This is a genomic window from Streptomyces sp. NPDC003034 (assembly GCF_053591375.1).
Genome location: NZ_JBSFTS010000008.1, coordinates 1 through 21188 on the forward strand (window position 1 = coordinate 1; position 21188 = coordinate 21188).

Consider the following 21188-nt stretch of genomic DNA (forward strand, 5'->3'; position numbering starts at 1 on the left):
AACGCTCGGCTGGGAAACCCCAGCCGAGCGCCTGCATAAACTACTCGCAGCTTGATCAAACCAACCACGTGTTGCGACGACCGCTAGAAACCGCCATCTCCGTGCCGCCCCTCCCGCGTGCCCGGCGTGCTACTTCAGGGCCAGCACCAGTCCGTCCGAGGGGGAGCGCCAGACCGTACGCGCCTCCGCGAAGCCCGCTTCGAGCAGGGTGCGGGCGTGCCAGGCCTCGGAGGGGGTGTCCCCATCGGCGTGCTCCCCGTAGATCTCGAAGCGCTGCCTCGTCGGCTCGGCCAGTACCGGGTCGGCGGCAGCCAGGGCCCACCAGTCGCGCCAATCGGGTACGCCGGCCGCCCGGGCCCGTTCCATGCCGGTGTGGCGGTGGGCGTGCTCGGCGGCGTTGATCCGCGGGGTGGCCGGGTCGGGCATGTGGTCGGCGTTCATGAACACGCCGCCGGGCCGGACCAGGGGTGCGAGCTGCCCGTAGAGCACGGTGAGGTCCGCGCTGGGCAGCCAGTGCAGCGCCGTGGCCGTCAGGATCGCGTCGTAGGAGCCGTGGGGCAGCGCGGCCGGCCAGTCGGGATCCTTGAGGTCCGCGGTGACGAAGGTGACGCGCTCGTCGCCCGCGAAGTGGCCCCGGGCGATGGTCAGGAGGGCGGGGTCGAGATCGAGCCCGGTGCTGGTGGCTCCCGGGAACCGTTTGAGGAGGCGGTCCGTGATACTTCCCGTACCGCAGGCGAGATCCAGTACCCGGGGGGTGGGACCGACGAGCGCCTCGACCATGTCCAGCATCACCCGGAACCGCTCCTCGCGGTCGGGCATGTACCACTCCTGCTGCCGGTCCCAGCTGTCCTGCCAGGCCTGCCAGTCGGTCCCGGTCCCGGCGGCCGGCCTCGAAGCCGCCGCCGCACCGGTCTTCGCTTCCGTCCTCGAATCCGCCATCACGAACCCCTCCATTCGTAATACCCTCGAACGTGTCTCAGCCGTTACTGGTGACGTTAACCCGCAGCCGTAAGGACTACAAGTGGAACTGGCCCATTACTCGGACTATGCCGTGCGCCTGGTCAACACCGAGGAGCCGGCCCGCAACAAGGACTTGCTCACCTCGGTGGACGCGGTCCGCGCCCTGTTCGGCCCCAGCGTGCAGATGGCCCGCCGGGTCACCGACACGGACGTCACCCGCTTCCGCAACGTCCGCGGCCGGCTGCGCGCCGTCTTCGAGGCCGCCGACGGCGGCGACCACGTCCTCGCCGTCGACCTGCTGAACTCGCTGCTCATGGAGTTCCCCGTCAGCCCCCAGGTCTCCGGCCACGAGACCATCGGCGAGACCGGCGGCCCTCACTGGCACCTCCACCTGGCCGACCACCCCTCGAACGCCTCGGCCGGCTACGCCGCCATCGCCTCCATGGGCCTGGCCTTCCACCTCACCGAGCACGGACCCGACCGCCTCGGCCTGTGCCAGGCGCCGCCCTGCCGCAACGCCTACCTCGACACCTCCACCAACCGCTCCCGGCGCTACTGCTCCGACCGCTGCGCCACCCGCGCCAACGTCGCCGCCTACCGCGCCCGCAAGCGGCTGGAGGCCGAGGCGTCGGCCCGCAGCGGGCGCAGCGCCGAGGCCGCCCAGGACAGCCGGGCCCTCAGCGAACGCTGATCCGCCGCACGCGGCCGGAAGCGCAGCACCGCCGTCGCCAGCACCAGCTCGTCGGGCACCGGCCCGTAGACGGTGCTGTCGCCGGTCTCGTTGTACGGGTTGTCGCCGAGCACCCACCAGCCGCCCGGCCGCCGCTCCGCCGCCCGCTTGACCACCAGCAGGTCCTGCTGGAAGGGGTGCCGCAGCACCACCACGTCGCCCGGGCGCACCGGGGCCCCGTACCGGACCACCAGCCGGTCCCCGTGGAGCAGCGTCGGAACCATGGACGGCCCCGCCACCTCCACCACCTCGAACGGCGTCCTCCTGCGCCTGTCCTCCACCATGCGCGACCTCCTCGTCACTCCCGCATGCTGCCGTATCCCTTCCGTACATTCGCTCACCGGTCCCGCCGCGGCTCTGGACTTTTGTCCCAAGCCCATGGGGGCGGCCGCGAAATCCGGTTCGGCTGCGAGTAATCTCGCCCTTGAGAAGACGATCACGAGGAGGACAAACTCCATGCTTTCCCGCCTCTTCGCCCCCAAGGCGAAGGTCTCCGCCCACTGCGATCTGCCGTGTGGCGTGTACGACCCTGCCCAGGCCCGCATCGAGGCCGAGTCCGTCAAGGCCGTCCAGGAGAAGTACCAGGCCAACGACGACGCCGACTTCCGCGCGCGCGCCATCACCATCAAGGAGCAGCGCGCCGAGCTGGCCAAGCACCACGTCTCGGTGCTGTGGAGCGACTACTTCAAGCCGCCGCACTTCGAGAAGTACCCGCAGCTGCACACCCTGGTCAACGACACCCTGAAGGCCCTCTCGGCCGCCAAGGCGTCGAACGACCCGGCGACCGGCCAGAAGGCGCTCGACCTCATCGCCGAGATCGACCGCATCTTCTGGGAGACCAAGGCCGCCTGACCTCCGGGCCCCTCGGCACCTTCCCGCACTGCGCTCAGAGTGCACACCAGAACGGCCCGACCGCCTCGTGCGGCCGGGCCGTTCTGGCTCACGCGACGTCCGGTACGGACAGCCCCCGCGCCGTGTAGCGCCCGCTCGGCAGCGCCTCGGTCACCAGCCGCAGCAGCAGCGGAGCCACCTCCTGCGGCGTCGGCAGCCCCGCCAGGTCCCCGGCCGGCCCCGCCGCCGCCACCATGCGCGTCCCCATCGAGCCCGGGTCCACCCACCACACCCGCAGCGCCGGCTCCTCCACCGCCAGGACGGCCGACATCAGGTCCCCGGCGGCCTTCGCCAGCAGATCCAGTCCGCCCAGCCGCCGCGCCGCCGCCACGAGCTCCGCCCGGTGCTCCGCCGAGGACACGTCCCCGGCCACCGCCGTGACCCGCGATCCCGCCGCCGCCAGCTCGGCGTCGTCCTCGCCAGGGGCTCCGAGCCCCGGGCGCTCACCACCAGATCCCAGCCGTGCGCCGCCAGCCCCCCGGCCAGTGCCCGGCCAAGTCCCCGTGAAGCCCCCGTCACCAACGCCACCGCCATGACCGCACCCTGCCTTCATCCCTCGGACCAGATGCCCACGACCTAGGAGTCCGGCCGCCCGCGCCGCCTCCGGCCAGAGCCCCGCTCGCACCGGGCCCTTCGGCCTGCGCCGGCTGCCCGACGCTCCGCGTCCACCCCGCCGGTACGGCGAGCGGGCGTGCCGGGACGCGAACGGCCCGACCGCTTCAGGCGGCCGGGCCGTTCGCGTGCTTGCGGGAGGCGGGGTCAGTCCTCGGTGTCGTCCTCGTCGTCCAGCCGGGCCAGCCACGTGGCCAGGCGTTCCACCGGGACCTCGAAGTCCGGGTTGAGGTCGACGAAGGTGCGCAGCTGCTCGGCGAGCCACTCGAAGGTGACCTCCTCCTCGCCGCGCCGCTTCTCCAGCTCCTCGATGCCGCGATCGGTGAAGTACAAGTCGGGCTCCGTGCCGTGATCGGGTGTCCTGGGCTTCCTCTTCCGGGCCCAGGGAGTGTTTCCCGCCAGGATAATCCGCCGGGGCGCGCGAGCCTCCCGCCGTACCGCCCCCGCCGCTAGCCTGGATGTCCGACCAGCGGGGGGCGCGGATGACGGAAGGGCGCACGGGCAGCTCGGCGCGCGCCCTTGAGCTTCTGGAGCCCCTCGTCCAGGCCGCGACCGTACGCGTCCACGCGCCGCCGGACGGGTATGGAACCCCTGGGACCGGTCCCACCTGGGGGAGCGGGTTCTTCATCGCCCCCGGCTGGGTCCTGACGTGTGCGCACGTGGTGGGCGAGGGGGGTGCTGCGGTGCGTTTGACGGGGCGCGAGGTCGGGATCACCTTCTCCTCCGGAGGCGACGGCGCCACGGGGAGCGTCGCCGGGCGCGTGGAATGCGTACTGCCCGAGCGGCTGGAGGAGCGGCGCCCCGGGCGGCGGGCCCTGTGGGACCTGCCCGACCTCGCGCTGGTCCGGGTCCTCGCACCCGTCTCGCACGCCTGCGTCTGGCTGACCGACCGCTCCCGGCCCCGCTTCGACGAGGTGGCGTACTTCGGCTGCACCGAGGACCTCGGCACACCGGAGATCACCGGCCGCACCACCCGCCTGCGCGGCACCGCCGGGAACGGCGCGGCCATCCGGCTCGGCGACGACGACGAGATCGAGCCGGGCATGTCGGGCGGGCCCGTCGTGGACCTGGTCCGCGGGGAGGTCGTCGGCGTCGTCAAGGCGCGCCGCCAGTCGGGCGGCGGCGGGCTCGCCGTGTCGGTCGTCCAGCTGCGCACGCTGCCCATGGCCCCGCGCGGCCGGATCGGGCTGTACCGGCGGATCATGCAGGCGCACGACCTGCACCACTACGACGAACACCTCAGCGATCTGAACACCCGCCCGACCTGGACGGACGTGCACGACGAGCTGACCGCGCGGGACGGCGACCCGTACGGCGGCCGCGGCCGGCTCACCCCCGGCGAGCGCACCACCCTGTGCGGGCTGCTCGCCGAACTGCCCGCGCCCGGCTCCTCGGAGGTCGTACGGGAACTGGTCGAGGCGGCGCGCGGGGAGGAGCCGGATCCGCATCCGCCGGCCCCGCTGAGCTGGCGCGACGGGCTGGGGCTGCTGCACGACCCGCCGGGAGGGGCGGGCGAGGCGGCGGCGATGCTCCGGTACGCGACGGACGTGAGCGTGGCCGACCACCGCGAGCCGCCGGCCCCGGGCGCGGACGAGGAGCTGTGGGACTGGGTACGGGCCACGGCCGAGCGGCTGTGGCGGCCGCTGCGAAGGGAGCTCGCCGACCGCCGGGAGCGCGGCCTGGCCGAACGCGAACAGCGGCGCCGGGCCACGGCCGGGCGGGTGGTGTACGGGCCCGCGCGGGCCGCCGGCGGGCTCCCGCCGGGGGCTTCGGTGCTGCTGGAGGCGTGGGCGCACGGCTGGGAGGACGTGTACGACTGGCGGGTCTCGGTGCTGGCGGGCCCGGCGCATCCGGGGCGGGTGACGCCGGTGGACTCGGGCGTACGGGCGACCCTGGCGGGTCTGCCCGAGGCGTTACGGGCCCCGCTCGCGGAGGCCTTCCGGCGGTGCGACACGCACGAGCGGGCGGCCCTGCTCGAAGTCGCGGTCGCGCCGGAGCTGTTCGGGCTGGCGGTGGACGAATGGACGCTGGTCGGCGGGGCACCCGTCGGGGTGCAGCGCCCGGTCGTGTTCCGCCATCCGGTGGCCGGGAGCGTGACCGTGGACGGGAGCGGCAGGGAGACGGCCGCCGGCCGCTGGGCGCGGGTGCAGGCGGGGCCCCTGCTGGACGAGCGGGCCGACTGCGCGCGGGGCCGCCCGCGCAGCCCCTCCCCGGACTGGCTGGCGGGGCTGGCGGACAACACCGTCCCGGTGCACTGCCGGCCGCCCGCGCTGGAACCCACGCTCGGCTCGCTGCACGCGGTACGGCAAGCGGGGTACGGGGTGGTGGTGTACCGGCGGCCCCCGGCGGCCCCCGGGGCGACCTGCGCGCCGTTCCACCGCGGGCTGCGGGAGGAACTGGCCGAGGCCGGCCGGGCGGACGTGCTGCCGCTGCGGATGCAGGCGCTGCGGGCGCGGGCGTACGGGGCGGACCCGGACGCGTACTGGGCGGCCGGGGCGGGGCTGGTGTGGGAGGACCCGGGGCGGCCGCTGCCGGAGGAGGAGCCGTTGCAGGGGGACCTGTGACGGCGGGGGCACGGTCCGCGGACTCATCAACGGCCTCCGTGGACGGATTCGAGCGAGGGAGCGGCGTCCATGAAGGTCAGCGGCGTCCCATGAGGGGGAGCGGCGTCCATGAAGGTCAGCGACGTCCCACGAAGGCAGGGAAGGCCGGCAACGTCCATGAAGGGGAGGGGCGTCCATGAATGAGGAATGGCTCATATACCGCGGTGTCGGTGAGCCCCATGACGGGATCGACGCGCTGCCCGATCCGCCGCCGTGGCGGGATTTCGACGGAGGGCCCGTGGGGGACGCCGCCGGCCCGGCCGCGCTGCCCGACGGGAACGTGGCCCGGCGGCTGGGCGCCCACCGGCAGGCCGCCGAACTGCACCGGCCCGAGCCCGAGGAGCTGGAGGCCATCAACGCCGCCCTGTACCTGCGGCGGCCACTGCTGGTGACCGGCTTTCCCGGCACGGGCAAGTCCACCCTCGCGCATGCCGTCGCCCACGAGTTGAAGCTGGGCCGGGTGCTGCGCTGGCCCGTGGTCTCGCGGACGGTGCTCCAGGACGGGCTGTACCGGTACGACGCCATCGCCCGGCTCCAGGACGTCCAGATCGCGGCGAGCGGCGGCGCGGCGGGCACCGGTACGGCGCGCCGGGCCGGTACGGGTCGCGGCACCGGTGCCGCGGCGGCACCCGGCATCGGGAAGTACATCCGGCTCGGGCCGTTGGGCACCGCGCTGCTGCCCACCGCCCGCCCCCGCGTACTGCTCATCGACGAACTCGACAAGAGCGACATAGACCTCCCCAACGACCTGCTGAACGTGCTGGAGGAAGGGGAGTTCGCGCTGCCCGAGCTGGAACGGGTCGCCGACAGCGAGCCCGAGGTGCAGGTGCTCACCGACGACGGCACCAAGGTCACCGTCCGCGGCGGCCGGATCCGCTGCCGCGCCTTCCCCTTCATCATCCTGACCAGCAACGGGGAGCGGGACTTCCCGGCCGCCCTGCTGCGCCGCTGCATCCAGCTGAAGCTCGGCCAGCCCGGCGAGAAGCGGCTCGCCACCATGGTCCGCGCCCACCTCGGCGAGGAGGCCGCCCAGCTCGGCGCCGACCTGATCCGGGAGTTCCTCAGCCGCTCCCAGTCCGAGCTGGTCGCCGCCGACCAGCTCCTGAACGCCGTCTACCTGACCCACTACGCCGCCCCGCCCAGCCGGGAGGACCTCGCCGACCTGCTCATCCAGCGCCTCGACCGCCCGAGGTGACCGGCCGTGCCACCCTCCGGTCCCATCCGTGAACTGGCCGCGCTGCTGCGGGCCGCCGGGCTCGACCCCACCGCCGAGGAACTCGCCGACGCCCTGTGGCTGGCCGGGCAGATCAGCGAGCCCGGCCGCACCGGCCCGGGCGGGCAGGCGCCGGCCCGCGAACCCGAGCCCGACGAGCCGGCCGGACCGCCCGCGCAGCCCGTACGGGTGGAGGTGGAGATCGAGGATCCGGTCAGGCTCTACGCCCCCGGTGCGCGCCGCAGCGCCGACCCGGAAGTGGAGGTGCCGGCCCCGTCCGGGGTGCCCGTACGGGTGCCCGGGGCCGCCGCGCTGCCGCGCATCCTCGACATCCAGCGGGCCCTGCGCGCCCTCCAGCGGCACCGGCCGCCCGTGCCGCCCACCCGCATGGTGCTCGACGAACCCGCCACCGCCGAGGCCAGCGCGCGGGCCCTGGGGCTGGTCATCCCGGTGCTCCGGCCGGAGAGCCGGCGCGAGGCGACCGTACGCCTGGTCATGGACGCGTCGCCCTCGATGGCGGTGTGGCAGGACATGTTCGAGGAACTGCGCTCCGTGTGCGAGCGGTTGGGAGCCTTCCGGGACGTCCAGGTGCACCACCTGCACCGGCTCGCGGACGGTACGGCCGCCCTCGGGCGCGGCCCCGTACCCGGCGCCGGACTGCGCTCCGCGGACCAGCTGCGCGACCCGACCGGGCGGGCGCTGACCATGGTGGTGTCCGACTGCACCGGGCCGCTGTGGCGGGAGGGCGAGGCGCAGCGGCTGCTGCACCGGTGGGCCGAGTGCACGCCGTGCGTCGTCGTCCAGCCGCTGCCGCAGCGGTTGTGGGGGCGCAGCTGGCTGCCGACCGAGCGGGGCACCCTGTCCCGGGTCGAGGGCGGCGGCGGCAAACTGCGGTTCAGGCCGGACCGGCCGCCGCCGGCCGGGCGGCCCACCGGTGGGCTGACCGTACCCGTGCTGCCGCCGGGCGCGACCGCCCTCGGGGCGTGGGCCCGCCTGGTCGCCGGGCTCGGCACCGGACCGGTGCCCGCCGAGGTGGGCCGGGTCCTGCCCCGCCACCCCGCCGCCTCCGTGCCGCTGCCGCGAGCCGTGCGGCCGCCGCGCGAACTGGTGCAGCGCTTCAGGTCCTCGGCCGCGCCCCGGGCCGTACAGCTCGCCGTGTACCTGTCGGCGGCCCCGCTGACGCTGCCCGTGATGCGGCTGGTGCAGCGCACCATGCTGCCCGATTCGGAACCTTCGGACTTGGCGGAAGTGCTGCTGAGCGGGCTGCTGCGGCGCAGTGGACCGGCGCCGGGGCAGTGGTACGAGTTCGTACCCGGGGTGCAGGACGTGCTGCTGGGGCCACTGGGGCGGGACGAGGCGGCGCTCGTGCTGAAGCACTGCTCGGAGTACGTCCTGGCGCACTTCGGGCGGGGCGTACGCAACTTCCCCGCGCTCGCCGTCTCACAGCTGACCGGGGCGCCCCTCGCCGGCCCACTCGCCGACGACACCGAGCGGGTGCCCGCCGAGCGGCTCCCGCAGGCCTTCGCCCAGGTTTCGGCCAAGGTCGTACGGCGCTACCTGCCGGGGCTGCCGGAAGAGGGCGCGGGCGCGGCGCTGCCCGGCCCGGCACCGGCGCCCGCCCCGGCGCGCCGGGCGCTCCCGGACGGAGGGCGGGGCAGGGCCTGGGCCGTGCGCACGGCGCGGGAGCGGCTCGCGGAGCAGGACCCGCACGGCGACGAGGACGGTGACGCCCGCGCCCTGTACGAGGCCGTGGCGGTGCTGCGGCGCGCCGTGGCGGCCCCGGCGGGGCCCGCCGATCCGCCGGAGGAAGCGGAGACCGTGCTCGCGGGGGCGCTGCTGCGGCTGTGGTCGGCGCAGCGCGACCGGGAACTGCTCGCCGAGGCGGAGCGGGCCCTCACCGGGCTCCGTACGGCGGGGGCCCGGGCGGTGCTGGGCCGGGTGCTGTCCGAGCGGGCGCTCGTGGCGGGGAGCGACGCGGAGCTGCTGGCTGCCGCGGAACGGGAGTTCGCGGCGGCGGCGGCCGCGGCGGACCCCGTCCGGGAGGCGCGGCTGCGGCGGGACTGCGCGGTGCGGCGGGCCGAGACCCTGATCCGGCTGGGGGAGCTGCGGAGCGACCCCGGTGTGCTGCGGGAGGCGCGGGCCGCGCTGGAGCCCCTGGCCGGCCGCGCGCCCGTGCCGACGACGGGCCCCGCCACCGGCCCCCGCGCGGCCGAGCCGTATCCGGAGCTGCAACTCGCCCTGGGCCGGGTGCTGCTGGCCCTCCTGCCCCACACCGAGGATCCGGCGGAGCGCACCGATCTCGCCGAAGAGGCCGCGGCCCGCCTGGAATCGGTGCTCGCCGCGCTGCTGGACACCGAGCCGCCGCGGCGGGACGCCGACCCCGCTTCCGGACACGTGGTCGCGCCCAGGGACTTGGCGGACCAGGTGGTCCCCGCCCGCCACCCCGGCGCCGGCCCGCGCCGGGCGACGGCGGGCATCGCGCGGGTCAGGGTGGAACTGGCCACCGCGCTGCGTCATCTCCCCGGGCGGCTGGCGGAGGCGGCCGACCACCTGGCCGCGGCCCTGGAGGAGGCCGTCGGGGATCCGGAGCTGCGGGTGGCCGCCCTGGTGTGCCTGGCGCGCGTGCACCGGGCGCGGCACGCACGTGACGGCGACCCGGGGGCTCTGGAGGACGCGGCCGAGGCGTACGGCCGGGCCCGGCGGCTCATCCCCCGGGACGGGGAAGCCTTCGGGGAGCTGCTGCCCGAGTGGGGCGACGTACTCCTGGAGCGGGCGCGCGCCGCGGACGGGCGGCCGTTCACCGGGGCGGCCGTACGCGTGCTGCGCGAGAGCCGGGCGGCGGTGCCGCAGTCCGACCCCCGGGCGGCGCGCCGGCTGCTGCGGCTCGCCGGCGGGCTGCGGCTGCGGCACGCCTACGAGCGGGACCTGGTGGACCTGCGGGAGGCGGAATACCTGCTGGAGTTGGCCGTCCGGCAGAGCCGCGACCCGCTGGAGCAGGCCCGCGCCTGGCGGGACCACGGCGACGTCCAGCAGGAGATCCACGGTCACACGGGGACGGCGGACCGCCTCGACCGGGCGGCGGACTCCTACCGCCGGGCCTGGCGGGCGACGCTGGAGGCGGACCGCGACCAGGACGAGGCGGCCGCCCTGCGACTGGCGGCCCGTGTGCAGGAGCTGCGCGGGGAGGTGCTGGAGCGGCTGGAGCGGCCCAGGGCGGCCCTGGACGCCTACCGGGGGGCCCTGGAACTGTGGCGGCGGATCGGCGAGGAGGCCGGCCGGGAAGCCCGCGCGGCCGGAACGGAGGGTTCGGCGGAGGGTTCGGCGGAGGTCGCGGAGGCGGTTGCGGAGGCGTCCGGTGTTGAGCGGCGCGAGGCGCTGCGCGCCCGCGTGCGCGCCCTGGAGGCGGGCCTCTGACGCCCCCCGCCGGGGCAGTTTCCGCAGCCAGGACGAGGGGAAAGGGCAGTGGACCATCGCACACCCGACGCGACAGGGAGCAAGCAGCCCATGGTGACCGGACATCAGGAAGTGGCGCAGGAGGCGGCCCGCGCGTGCCCCGGGCGGTTACCCGACCTCTCCGGACTCGATCTGGCCGCGCTGCGCGGAATCGAGCATCCCGTACTGGCGCAGGTGATCGAGGGCATGGTGGAGCGGGTCACCCACCCGGCGGAGATCCTCAACGCCTTCGACTCCGGAGTCGCCTGACCCGGCCGCCCGGGCGCTCCGGCGGCGCCCCCTATCCCGTCCGACCTGACGGAGATGACCGGGAGTTGACCACTTTCCGCCGTTAGCGGGGAGCATCCGAAGGGCAGGGATGGACCGTCCGCGGGGGACACCTCCCGGCGGTAGCTGGGGGCGGGAGGTTCAGGCGATGAGGCAAGCGACCACGAGCGATGCCGCGCTGCCCGCCCGCCGGCCCCAGCCCTTCCCCACCCCTGCGGCTACCTCCGCCGACGCCGTGACCTCTGCCGACGCCGCCTACGCCGCCGTTCCGGCGCACCGGGCCGCTCCGGCCACCCGCGCCGCACCGCTGCCCCCGCCCGGCCCGCCCGGTCCGACCACCGCCGTCCCGGCCGCCGTCCCGGCCGCCGTCCCGGTACGCCCGGCCGCCGCCGATCCCGTACACCGGCCCGCCGCCCCACCGCCCCCCGGCGGCTCCACAACCCCGGCCGCCCCGGTACGCCCGGCCGCCGGCGATCCGGCAGACTCCGCTGCCCCCACCGCCCCGGCACGCCCCGGCGGTCCGGGTAGTCCGGGTGGTCCGCTCGGCGCGCAGCCGACCCGGCACCTGCGGCATGCGCCCTGGCCCTATGCCCGCCTCGACGTCCCCGCGCTGCGCGCCGCCGGGCACCGGCCCCACCCCGTACGGCAGTTCGTGCTCAAGACCCGCAGCCGCTGCAACCTCGCCTGCACCTACTGCTACGTCTACGAAATGGCCGACCAGGGCTGGCGCACCCAGCCCGCCGTCATGGCCCCCGCCACCATCGCCCGCGCGGCCGAGCGCATCGCCGAGCACGCGGCCGCCCACGGCCTCGCCCGCGTCGACCTCGTCCTGCACGGCGGCGAGCCGCTGCTCACCCCCTCCGCCGCCCTGGCCGCGCCCGTGGAGGCCGTACGGGCCGCCGTGGCCGAGGCCGCCCCGCGCACCCGGGTCACCGCCTCCGTCCAGACCAACGCCACCCTCCTCACCCGCGGCCGGCTCGCCGCGCTGGCCGCCGCCCAGATCCGGGTCGGCGTCAGCCTCGACGGGGGCCTGCCCGCGCACAACGCCCGGCGCGTGGACCACGCCGGCCGGCCCGGCTTCGCCGCCGCCGCCCGGGGCCTGCGGCTCCTGGCCCGGCATCCGGACAGCTACGCCGGGCTGCTGTGCGTCGTCGATCTCGACCAGGACCCGGTGGAGACGTACGAGTCCCTGCTCTCCTTCGCCCCGCCCAGTGTCGGGCTGCTGCTGCCGCTCGCCAACTGGAGCTCCCCGCCGCCCGGTCGGCGCCCCGGCGGGACCCCGTACGCGGACTGGCTCCTCGCCGTCTTCGAACGGTGGTGGCACGACGGGGTGCGGCGCACCCGGATCCGCCTCTTCGAGGAGATCATCGCCCTGCTGCTCGGCCTGCCCGCCGCCACGGAGACGCTCGGGCTGGCGCCCGCGACCACTGCCGTGATCGAGACCGACGGCTCGCTCGAACAGGCCGATTCGCTGAAATCCGCCTACGAGGGCGCCGCCGCCACCGGAATGACCCTGGACACCCACAGCTTCGACCGGTTCCTCGACCACCCCGGGCTCGCCGCCCGCCAGCTCGGGCGGGACGCGCTCGCGGCCGGCTGCCGCACCTGCGAGCTGGTGCGGGTCTGCGGCGGCGGGCACTACCCGCACCGCTTCCGCGACGGCGAGGGCTACCGGCAGCCGTCCGTGTACTGCGCCGACCTCCAGGTCCTGATCCGGCACATAGCGGCCGCCGTCCAGCAGGCCACCGCCGCCCCGCGGACCGCGACCCCCCTGGCCCCCGCCCCCCGGGCGGCCGCCTCATGACCACCTCCCTGGCCGCCTTCGCCGTCACCTCCCACACCCTGCGCGCCCTCGCCTCCACGGAGCCCTCCGCGGAAGGCACCCGCCTGGTCCGCGACGTACGCCGCTCCAAGCGCCTGGTCCTCCTGCGCGGGGTCCTCGACGCCGCCCCCGGCGGCCGGTCCGGGGAGAGCGCCGACCACTGGGCCCTGCTGGAGGAGGCCGAACGGCACGCCCCCGGCGCGGTGCGCGACGTACTGCACTACCCGGCCACCGGGGTGTGGGCCGAGGAGACCCTGCGCCGGCTGCACGCCTCGTACGGGCCGCCGCCCGACCTCGCCCACCTCGGCGCCCTGGCCGTGGCCGCCGCCCTGCGGGCGGGCATCGCCTTCACCTGCACCCTGCGGCCGCAGCACGGCCGGATCTTCCTGCCCACCCTGGGACTGCTGCGCCCCGACCGCCTGGGCCCGCTCCCGCTCACCGAACGCTCCTGGGACCCCGAGGACCCCGCCGCGCTGCCCCTGCACAACCTGCCCGGAGGCCGCACCGCCCTCGACGACCTCGACCCCTACCGGGCCCCCGGCGCCGCACACCCCGCCCCCGTGCGCCCCGCCCGCCGGCTCACCCCCAAGGGGCACAAGCGCTGGGACGTCCAGTGGTCCGGCGCCCTCACCCTGCTCCAGCGGTACGACAGCACCCGCGCCCAGGAGACCGTCCAACTGCTGCGCTCTCTCGTGCCGCTGGCCGGGGCCTGCCGCTCCAGCGGCGCCACGCTGCCCGCGGCCGCCGGCTCCGTACTGGCCCGGACGCAGGCCCCGCCCGCCCTGGCGGCCACCCTCGTCCACGAGGTCCAGCACGGCAAACTGACCGCGCTCACCGACGTCCTGACCCTGCACACCGCCGACCGCACGCCCCGCTACTGGGCCCCCTGGCGGGAGGACCCGCGCCCGCTGGAGGGCCTCCTGCACGGCGCGTACGCCCACCTGGCCCTGGCCGGGTACTGGCAGCGCGCCGCCCTCTACGGGGCGCGGGGCGCCTGGGCCCAGCACGCCCGGATCCGCGCCCAGGTGGCCGCCGTCCTCCCCGTCATCCGCACGCAGCCCCAACTCACCTCCGCGGGCCGCCAGTTCGCCGACGCCATGGCCGAAGCCGAACGGGCCATGGATGAACTGCCACCCCCCGGCGACCAGCACGCCACCGCCCGCCGGGCCGTCGAACACGACCGCCGCCACTGGTGCGCGGCGCACCCCGAACTCGCCCGATTCACCCGCGTCTGACGGGTCGTCGACCGAGCCCGCTGCGGTACCTTTTCAACCCCGTCCACTGCCCGGAGCTCAGGGAGACGGCAGCATGACCGGTAGTCGGCAGGACCAGGTCACGGGCGCGCAGCCGCAGCGCTTCGTCATCAGCTTCGCGGGATTCAACCGCCCCTGGGCCGTCTGGATCGCCCACCGCCTGGAGGAGCACGGCCACCGCGTCGCCCTCCAGCGCTGGGATCCGCAGAACAGCCCGGGCCTCAACCAGGCCCTCGACGACCTCGCCCGCTCCGGCAGCCGGGTCCTGCTCGTCCTCAGCGAGCGCTACTTCTCCGCCGGCACCCACACCGACGAGGAGTGGAACACCGCCCTGCGCACCGTCACCGACGACCACCCCGACCGCTTCGCCGCCGTCTGCCTCACCGACGCCCCGCTGCCCAGCGCCGTCGCCGTGCTGGAGAAGACCGACCTGTGGGGCCTGGACGCGTACGAGGCGGAGTACCGCGTACTGCGCCGGCTGGAACTGCCCACCGACCGGATCGGCACCGAGACCGGGCGCCGCGGTCCCCGCTTCCCCAACGACCCGCCGGAGATCTGGGGCCGGGTCCCGCGCCGCAACCCCCGCTTCACCGGCCGCAACGACGTCATCGGCACGCTGCGCGCCGCCCTCGCCGACGCTCCGCCCGGCGCCTCCACCGTCACCCTGCTCGGCCTGTCCGGGGTCGGCAAGACGCAGGTCGCCACCGAATACGCCTACCGGTTCGCCTCCGAGTACGACGTCGTCTGGTGGATCCCCGCCGAGGACCGGCCCACCCTGCGCGAGCGGCTCGCCGACCTGGCCCCCGCCCTCGGCCTGCCGCGCGGCGCCGGCAGTTACGGCGAGCAGATCCGGGCCGTCCTGGAATCCCTGCGGCGCGGCGCCCCGTACCACCGCTGGCTGCTGGTCTTCGACGGCTGCGACAACCCCGACGACCTCACCGACCTGCTGCCCTCCGGGGCGGGCGACGTGATCATCACCTCCCGCAACCGCGAATGGGCCTCCCGGCACACCAGCCTCGTCGAGGTCCCCCTCTACGCCCGGCCCGAGTCCATCACCTTCATCCGCCGCCGGGCGCTGCGGCTCACCGCCGCCGAGGCCGACCAGCTCGCCGAGGCCCTGGAGGACTACCCCCTCGCCCTCGACCAGACCGCCGGCTGGCTCGCGGACTCCCCGCTCACCGTCGGCGACTACCTCGCCCTGCTGCGGCGCAGGCTGGACTCGCACGAGGCGGTCACCGTCTCCGACGACTACCCGCTGCCCTTCCCCACCGCGCTCGCGATACTGCTCAACAACGTCCGGGAGAACTTCCCCGACGCCCTCGCCCTGCTGCGGCTGTTCGTCTTCTTCGCGCCCGGCCCGGTACCGCTGCGCCTGCTGCGCGAATTCCCCGCCGAGGACGTGCCCGAACAGCTCGCCGGGCTGATCAACGACCAGATCCGCTGGAACGCCGCCCTCAACAAGCTCGTCCAGTTCTCCGTCGTCCGCCTGGAGTACTCGGACCTGCCCGTGGAAGAGGGCGGCGGCGGGCTGGAGACCGTACAGCTGCACCGCATGGTCCACGGCATCGTCCGCGACAACCTCTCCGAGGACGAGGCCGAGCCGCTGGCCCGCGCCGTCCGCCAGGTGCTAGCCGCCGCCGACCCCGGCCGGCCCTCCGACTCCCGCCTGTGGCCCCGGTACGCCGAGCTCATCCCGCACCTGACCACCTCCGGGGTGCTGGCCAGCAGCAACCCGCGCATCCAGAACTTCCTGCTGCACTGCCTGCGCTACCTGATCCTCGCCGGGGAGTACCGCACCTGCCTGCGGCTGTGCGAGGAGACCGACCGGGCCTGGCGCGCCCAGCTCGGCGAGGACCACCCCAAGGTGCGCGAGCTCAGCTACCAGTACGGCGGCGCCCTGCGCAATCTCGGCCTCTTCCGCCGGGCCGAAGCCCTCACCAAGGCCGTCTCCGACCAGCTGACCGCGGAACGGGGCGAACGCGACCTGGAGACGCTGCGGGCGCGCAGCGCGTACGGCGGCGTCCTGCTCTGCATCGCCAAGTTCGAGCCGGCCCGCGAGATCTTCGAACACTGCCTGGCCACCTACCGCGAGCTGCTCGGCGAGGACGACGCCACCACCCTCGACGCCCAGAACAACCTCGCCGCCACCTACCGGCTGCTGGGCCGCTACCAGGACGCCTACGACCTCGACCTGGACACCCTGCGCCGCCGCGAAAGGGTCCTGCGCGCCCAGCACATCTCCACCCTCTCCTCCGGCATCGCCTGCGCCATGGGCCTGCGCCTGATGGGCCGCTACCGCGAGGCCCAGACCCGCCAGGAACAGGGCGTCAAACTCAACACCCAGGTACTCGGCATCGGCCACCCGCAGACCCTGCGCGCCGAGCACAACCTCGGTCTGTGCCTGCGCCGCTCCGGCGACATCCCCGGCGCCGGGCTGCGGCTGCGGACCGTGTGGGAGCGGGCGACGAGGGTCTTCGGCGTCGACTACCCGTGGACCTTGATGGTCGCCTCCGACTACGCGACGTACCTGCGGGAGTACGGGGACATCGGCGAGGCCCGCCGGATCTCCGAGTACGTGGTCCGCGGCTACCAGTCGCAGCTCGGCCTCGCCCACCCGTACAGCATCGGTACCGTCGGCAACCTCGGCCTGGTCCTGCGCGCCCAGGGCGAGCGCGCGGAAGCCCTCAACCTCGCCGAACAGGCCCTGGCCGGCATGCGCGGCGCGCTGGGCGACCGGCACCCCTGGACGCTGGGCTGCGCCCTGAACGCCACCGGCCACCGCAACATCACCGGCCGCCTGGAGGACGCGCTCGACCTGAGCCGGGAGACCCTGCGCACCGCGGAGCGGGTCCTGGGCCCGGACCACCCGATGACGCTCAGCGCCCAGATCGCGCTCGCCGCGGACCTGCGGGCGGTACGGGAGGACGTGGAGGCGGGCAAGCACGAGGAGGCGGGCATCAAGGCCCTCATCCGCACCCTGGGCCCCCAACACGTCCACACGGTCTCAGCCCGCCAGCAAACCCGCCCGTACTGGGACTTCGAACCCCAGCCGTAGTGGACTACGCGCTCCTCGCTGACGGCGGTGCACGACCATCTGGAGCCGGGCGTGGGGGTACCGGAAAGTCGGCGACGCGTGCCCCTGGGCCGGCGCCGACCCGCACGACGTGATGCTGCTCGGCCTGCGCTGACCACCCTGCCCCCACCTAGCCGGAAGGCCCGGCACCCCAAGGGGGGCCGGGCCTTCCGGGCCGTACGAGGGCGAGGGTTACGCCTCGAAGACCTCGTTCAGCAGGAGCTGCTGCTCCGCCTGGTGGCGCTTCGCGGAGCCCACCGCCGGGGACGAGCCGTGCGGGCGGGAGATGCGCCGCAGGCGTTCGCCCGCCGGGATGTCCGCACCGACCGCCAGGTCGAGGTGGTCGATCAGGTTGAGCGCGATGAACGGCCAGGCACCCTGGTTCGCCGGCTCCTCCTGCGCCCAGATGTACTTCGCCGCGTTCGGGAACTTGGCGATCTCCGCCTGGAGCTCCGCGCCCGGCAGCGGGTACAGCCGCTCGATGCGGATGATCGCCGTGTCCGTGATGCCGCGCTTCTCGCGCTCGGCCTCCAGGTCGTAGTAGACCTTGCCGGCGCAGAAGACGACCTTGCGGACCGCGTTCGGGTCCACGGCGGCGTCGCCGATGACCGGACGGAAGGAACCGCTCGTGAACTCCTCCGCCTTCGACGCCGCCGCCTTCAGACGCAGCATCGACTTCGGGGTGAAGACGATGAGCGGCTTGTGGTGCGGGTTGTGGACCTGCCAGCGCAGCAGGTGGAAGTAGTTCGACGGGAGGGTCGGCATCGCGACCGTCATGTTGTCCTGCGCGCACATCTGGAGGAAGCGCTCGGGACGCGCGGACGAGTGGTCCGGGCCCTGGCCCTCGTAGCCGTGCGGCAGCAGCAGCGTGACGCCGGAGGTCTGGCCCCACTTCTGCTCGGCCGAGGAGATGAACTCGTCCACGACGGTCTGCGCGCCGTTGACGAAGTCACCGAACTGGGCCTCCCAGAGGACCAGCGCGTCCGGACGGGCCAGCGAGTAGCCGTACTCGAAGCCCATGGCCGCGTACTCGGAGAGCAGCGAGTCGTAGACGTTGTAGCGGGCCTGGTCCTCCGACAGGTAGAGCAGCGGGGTGTAGTCCTCGCCCGTCTCCCGGTCGATGAGGACCGCGTGGCGCTGGCCGAACGTACCGCGGCGCGAGTCCTGGCCGGACAGCCGGACCGGGGTGCCCTCCATCAGCAGCGAACCGAAGGCCAGGGTCTCGCCCATGCCCCAGTCGATGGTGCCCTCGTCGATCATCGCCGCGCGGCGCTGGAGCTGCGGCAGCAGACGCGGGTGGACGGTGACCGTGTCCGGGATGTTGACCTGGGCCTCGGCGATCCGCTTGACGACCTCCTGGGAGATCGCGGTGTCCACGGCCACCGGGAACTGCTGCGCGACCTGGGCGGGCGGCACGGGAGCGCCGGCCGCGGGCTGCGTGGAGGCCTCGCGGACCTCCGCGAAGACCTTCTCCAGCTGGCCCTGGAAGTCCTGGAGCGCCTGCTCGGCCTCTTCCAGCGTGATGTCGCCGCGACCGATGAGGGACTCGGTGTACAGCTTGCGCACCGAGCGCTTCTTGTCGATCAGGTCGTACATCAGCGGCTGCGTGAAGGCCGGGTTGTCGGACTCGTTGTGGCCGCGGCGGCGGTAGCAGATGAGGTCGATGACCACGTCCTTGTTGAACGCCTGGCGGAACTCGAAGGCGAGCCGCGCGATGCGGACCACGGCCTCCGGGTCGTCGCCGTTCACGTGGAAGATCGGCGCCTCGATCATGCGGGCCACGTCGGTCGCGTACATCGAGGAGCGCGAGGACTCCGGGGCGGCGGTGAAGCCGACCTGGTTGTTGATGACGACGTGGACGGTGCCGCCGGTGCGGTAGCCGCGCAGCTGCGACATGTTGAGCGTCTCGGCGACGACACCCTGGCCGGCGAAGGCCGCGTCGCCGTGCAGGGCCAGCGGCAGGACCGTGAAGTCCGTACCGCCCTTGTTGATGACGTCCTGCTTGGCGCGGGCCACACCCTCCAGGACCGGGTCGACGGCCTCCAGGTGCGAGGGGTTGGCGACCAGCGAGACCTTGATCTGCTCGCCGTCCAGGCCCGTGAAGGTGCCCTCGGCGCCCAGGTGGTACTTGACGTCACCGGAGCCGTGCATCGACTTCGGGTCGAGGTTGCCCTCGAACTCGCGGAAGATCTGCGCGTACGACTTGCCGACGATGTTCGCCAGGACGTTCAGGCGGCCGCGGTGGGCCATGCCGATGACGACCTCTTCGAGGCGGGCCTCGGCGGCGGAGTCGATGACCGCGTCGAGCAGCGGGATGACGGACTCGCCGCCCTCCAGGGAGAAGCGCTTCTGCCCGACGTACTTGGTCTGCAGGAAGGTCTCGAAGGCCTCCGCCGCGTTCAGCCGGCGCAGGATGCGCAGCTGCTCCTCGCGCTCCGGCTTGGTGTGCGGGCGCTCGATGCGGTCCTGGATCCAGCGGCGCTGCTTCGGGTCCTGGATGTGCATGAACTCGACGCCGGTGGTGCGGCAGTACGAGTCGCGCAGCACGCCGAGGATGTCGCGGAGCTTCATCATCGACTTGCCGGAGAAGCCGCCGACCGCGAACTCGCGCTCCAGGTCCCACAGGGTGAGCCCGTGCTCGGTGATGTCGAGGTCGGGGTGCTTGCGCTGCTTGTACTCCAGCGGGTCGGTGTCGGCCATGACGTGGCCGCGGACCCGGTAGGAGTGGATCAGCTCGAAGACGCGGGCGGCCTTCGTGACGTCGTCGTCGTGCGAGGCGTCGATGTCCCGGTTCCAGCGGACCGGCTCGTACGGGATGCGCAGCGCCTCGAACACGTCGTCGTAGAAGCCGCTCTCGCCGAGCAGCAGGTTGGCGACGATGCGCAGGAACTCGCCGGAGGCCGCGCCCTGGATGACCCGGTGGTCGTAGGTCGAGGTCAGGGTCATGACCTTGGAGATGCCCAGCTTGTTCAGGGTGTCCTGGGAGGTGCCCTGGAACTCGGCGGGGTAGTCCATGGAGCCGACGCCCATGATGACCGACTGACCGGGCATCAGGCGGGGCACGGAGTGCACGGTGCCCAGGCCGCCGGGGTTGGTCAGGGAGACGGTGACGCCGGTGAAGTCGTCCATCGTCAGCTTGTTGTTCCGGGCGCGGCGGACGATGTCCTCGTACGCCTGCCAGAACTCGAAGAAGTTGAGCGTTTCGGCCTTCTTGATGCCGGCGACGACGAGCTGGCGGTCGCCGTTGGGCTTCACCAGGTCGATCGCGAGGCCGAAGTTGATGTGCTCCGGCTTGACCAGCGTCGGCTTGCCGTCCTTCTCCGCGAAGGAGTAGTTCATGGCCGGCATGGCCTTGATGGCCTGGACCATCGCGTAACCGATGAGGTGCGTGAAGGAGATCTTCCCGCCCCGGGCCCGCTTCAGGTGGTTGTTGATGACGATGCGGTTGTCGAACAGCAGCTTCACCGGGACGGCGCGGACGGACGTGGCCGTCGGGACGTCGAGGGAGGCGTTCATGTTCTTCGCTACCGCGGCGGCGGGGCCGCGGAGCGTCACGAGCTCGGGGCCGGCGGGGGCCTCGGTCGCGGGCGCGGCCTTCTGGGCGGCTACGGGAGCTACGGGGGCGGCGGCGGGAGCCGCGGCCGGGGCCTGGGAGGTGGCAGTCACAGCAGGGGCACCAGAGGGGGTGGCAGGAGCAGGGGCAGGAGCTGACACGGGCGAAGGGGCCGGCGCGGCGTCGGCCGCTCCAGTGCCCTTGGTGCCGGCACCGGGGGACGGGCTGAGCGTGGCGCGCGCCGCCCCCGTGGCGGCGGCGTCGGAGACCTGCGGCGCCGGGGCGGCGGAGGTGGCGGCCTGTGCGGAGGCGCCATCCGTCGTCGGCTGGGACTTCTTCGGCTCGTCGGCCTTCACGGGGGCGGGAGCGCCCCCCGGCTTGTAGTCGGCGAAGAAGTCCCACCAGGCCCGGTCGACCGAGTTCGGGTCCTGGAGGTACTGCTGATAGATCTCGTCGACGAGCCACTCGTTGGCACCGAAGCCCGAGGCGGGGTTCTTCCCGCCCTCTGCTGCTTCGGTCGTGGTGCTCGGGTTACTGGGGGACTGTGGCGACACGGCGGCAACCGCCCTCTTCCGCTTCACAAGGTATGGACAGCGGGAATAAAGGCTACGCCTCCCCGGCGGTCGGATGCAGACCGGGCGGGACATCCGTCATGTAGGTCACATCGAACGGCGGGTTTCGGGAGGCGGAATGGCGGGAAACAAGTGCGGTTCGGGTAGGGGGCAGCGTGGTTGCGGCCCCCTTGGCTTCGCACCCCT

The 21188-nt window shown here is 74.2% G+C and carries 15 protein-coding genes; 9 read left to right on the plus strand and 6 right to left on the minus strand.

Annotated elements, in window-relative coordinates; all coding sequences use genetic code 11:
- Positions 1-129: 129 nt before the first annotated feature.
- The gene (locus ACWDX7_RS11350; protein WP_451493233.1) at positions 130-939 is read right to left on the minus strand and encodes a methyltransferase domain-containing protein; all 810 of its coding nucleotides are present in this window, start codon (positions 937-939) and stop codon (positions 130-132) included.
- 82 nt (positions 940-1021) lie between these two features.
- Here ACWDX7_RS11350 and ACWDX7_RS11355 point away from each other — a divergent pair, with 82 nt between their 5' ends.
- Positions 1022-1651, plus strand: a complete 630-nt coding sequence (locus ACWDX7_RS11355) for a CGNR zinc finger domain-containing protein (RefSeq protein ID WP_451493232.1) — start codon at positions 1022-1024, stop codon at positions 1649-1651.
- Here ACWDX7_RS11355 and sodX read toward each other — a convergent pair.
- The gene (sodX, locus tag ACWDX7_RS11360) at positions 1555-2070 is read right to left on the minus strand and encodes a nickel-type superoxide dismutase maturation protease (protein ID WP_451493235.1); all 516 of its coding nucleotides are present in this window, start codon (positions 2068-2070) and stop codon (positions 1555-1557) included. The two genes, ACWDX7_RS11355 and sodX, sit on opposite strands and share 97 nt — an antisense overlap.
- 76 nt (positions 2071-2146) lie before the next feature.
- Here sodX and sodN point away from each other — a divergent pair, with 76 nt between their 5' ends.
- Positions 2147-2542: a superoxide dismutase, Ni gene (gene sodN, locus ACWDX7_RS11365; RefSeq protein WP_030036761.1), complete on the plus strand. Its 396-nt coding sequence runs from the start codon at positions 2147-2149 to the stop codon at positions 2540-2542.
- 88 nt (positions 2543-2630) lie between these two features.
- Here the strand turns inward: sodN and ACWDX7_RS11370 are convergent, their stop codons facing one another.
- The 3 genes from ACWDX7_RS11370 to ACWDX7_RS11380 form a co-directional block, all read right to left on the minus strand.
- Entirely contained in the window at positions 2631-2954 is a 324-nt protein-coding gene (locus ACWDX7_RS11370; protein WP_451493236.1) for a hypothetical protein, read from the minus strand.
- On the minus strand, positions 2852-3115 hold the full coding sequence (locus tag ACWDX7_RS11375; protein WP_451493231.1) for an SDR family NAD(P)-dependent oxidoreductase: 264 nt from the start codon (positions 3113-3115) through the stop codon (positions 2852-2854). Before ACWDX7_RS11375 ends, ACWDX7_RS11370 begins: the two co-directional genes overlap by 103 nt.
- Before the next feature lie 225 nt (positions 3116-3340).
- Complete coding sequence (locus ACWDX7_RS11380) at positions 3341-3526, minus strand: DUF6104 family protein (RefSeq protein ID WP_355412347.1); 186 nt, start codon at positions 3524-3526, stop codon at positions 3341-3343.
- Between the two features lie 125 nt (positions 3527-3651).
- On the opposite strand from ACWDX7_RS11380, the gene ACWDX7_RS11385 reads away from it, so the two are divergent.
- The 7 genes from ACWDX7_RS11385 (at position 3652) to fxsT (ending at position 16859) form a co-directional block, all read left to right on the plus strand.
- A complete protein-coding gene (locus ACWDX7_RS11385; RefSeq protein ID WP_451493230.1) occupies positions 3652-5757 on the plus strand; it encodes a VMAP-C domain-containing protein in 2106 nt (701 codons plus the stop codon).
- Positions 5758-5932: 175 nt separating this feature from the next.
- Positions 5933-6991 (plus strand): AAA family ATPase, encoded by a 1059-nt coding sequence (locus tag ACWDX7_RS11390; RefSeq protein ID WP_451493229.1) that lies wholly within the window; start codon positions 5933-5935, stop codon positions 6989-6991.
- Between the two features lie 6 nt (positions 6992-6997).
- Entirely contained in the window at positions 6998-10423 is a 3426-nt protein-coding gene (locus ACWDX7_RS11395) for an SAV_2336 N-terminal domain-related protein (RefSeq protein WP_451493228.1), read from the plus strand.
- A 90-nt stretch (positions 10424-10513) separates the two neighbouring features.
- Positions 10514-10711, plus strand: coding sequence for an FxSxx-COOH cyclophane-containing RiPP peptide (gene fxsA / locus ACWDX7_RS11400; RefSeq protein WP_451493227.1), 198 nt, complete (start codon positions 10514-10516; stop codon positions 10709-10711).
- A gap of 628 nt (positions 10712-11339) precedes the next feature.
- Complete coding sequence (locus tag ACWDX7_RS11405) at positions 11340-12533, plus strand: FxsB family cyclophane-forming radical SAM/SPASM peptide maturase (RefSeq protein ID WP_451493234.1); 1194 nt, start codon at positions 11340-11342, stop codon at positions 12531-12533.
- The gene (locus ACWDX7_RS11410) at positions 12530-13786 is read left to right on the plus strand and encodes an HEXXH motif domain-containing protein (RefSeq protein WP_451493226.1); all 1257 of its coding nucleotides are present in this window, start codon (positions 12530-12532) and stop codon (positions 13784-13786) included. The genes ACWDX7_RS11405 and ACWDX7_RS11410 overlap by 4 nt, the downstream gene beginning before the upstream one ends.
- Before the next feature lie 73 nt (positions 13787-13859).
- Entirely contained in the window at positions 13860-16859 is a 3000-nt protein-coding gene (gene fxsT / locus ACWDX7_RS11415; RefSeq protein WP_451493225.1) for an FxSxx-COOH system tetratricopeptide repeat protein, read from the plus strand.
- 210 nt (positions 16860-17069) lie between these two features.
- Here fxsT and ACWDX7_RS11420 read toward each other — a convergent pair whose 3' ends face one another.
- A complete protein-coding gene (locus ACWDX7_RS11420; protein ID WP_451493224.1) occupies positions 17070-20984 on the minus strand; it encodes a multifunctional oxoglutarate decarboxylase/oxoglutarate dehydrogenase thiamine pyrophosphate-binding subunit/dihydrolipoyllysine-residue succinyltransferase subunit in 3915 nt (1304 codons plus the stop codon).
- Between the last annotated feature and the right edge of the window lie 204 nt (positions 20985-21188).